This window comes from Paenalcaligenes sp. DL 309 (assembly GCF_057475285.1).
Genome location: NZ_JBYBKW010000041.1, coordinates 1 through 591 on the forward strand (window position 1 = coordinate 1; position 591 = coordinate 591).

The 591-nt window shown below is 45.2% G+C and carries 2 tRNA genes and 1 rRNA gene; all 3 read right to left on the reverse strand.

Annotation, left to right across the window (positions count from 1 at the left end):
• Positions 1-273: 273 nt before the first annotated feature.
• Positions 274-349 (reverse strand) — tRNA-Ala (locus AC2UZJ_RS12525).
• A gap of 6 nt (positions 350-355) precedes the next feature.
• Positions 356-432, reverse strand: a tRNA-Ile gene (locus AC2UZJ_RS12530).
• A gap of 74 nt (positions 433-506) precedes the next feature.
• Positions 507-591: ribosomal RNA gene (locus AC2UZJ_RS12535) — 16S ribosomal RNA — on the reverse strand; the annotation flags it as partial.

Genomic DNA, 591 nt, shown 5'->3' on the forward strand with positions numbered 1-591 from the left:
AATAAACCGAAATTTATTTGGCATAAACACCATTTAATGTTTTGAGAACTATTTGAACTTAAATTGTTAATTTGCAATCACAACCCGTATATTTTATGCCACCCCCATCTCAAGGGGTGACCATGAATACACTTTCGTTGTGCTTTTTCCAGATTGTTAAAGAACAGATACCATTGAGAATCAACTCAACGATAAGAATAGTAGTATAGCATATAACAGCTACTACGCTTATCGTTGGGCTCTCGGGTCTGTGTTCCATAGCAGTAAAGGTAATGGTGGAGGATGACGGGATCGAACCGACGACCCCCTGCTTGCAAAGCAGGTGCTCTCCCAGCTGAGCTAATCCCCCAAGTTTTGGTGGGTCAAGTTGGAATCGAACCAACGACCCCCGCCTTATCAAGACGGTGCTCTAACCGACTGAGCTACTGACCCAATTCTTATACTATGGAACTACTTCTAACAGCCAAATAAGTGTGGACACTTTCGCTTTGTGAGTCATCGCTCTGAAAGGAGGTGATCCAGCCGCAGCTTCCGCTACGGCTACCTTGTTACGACTTCACCCCAGTCATGAATCCCACCGTGGTAAGCGCC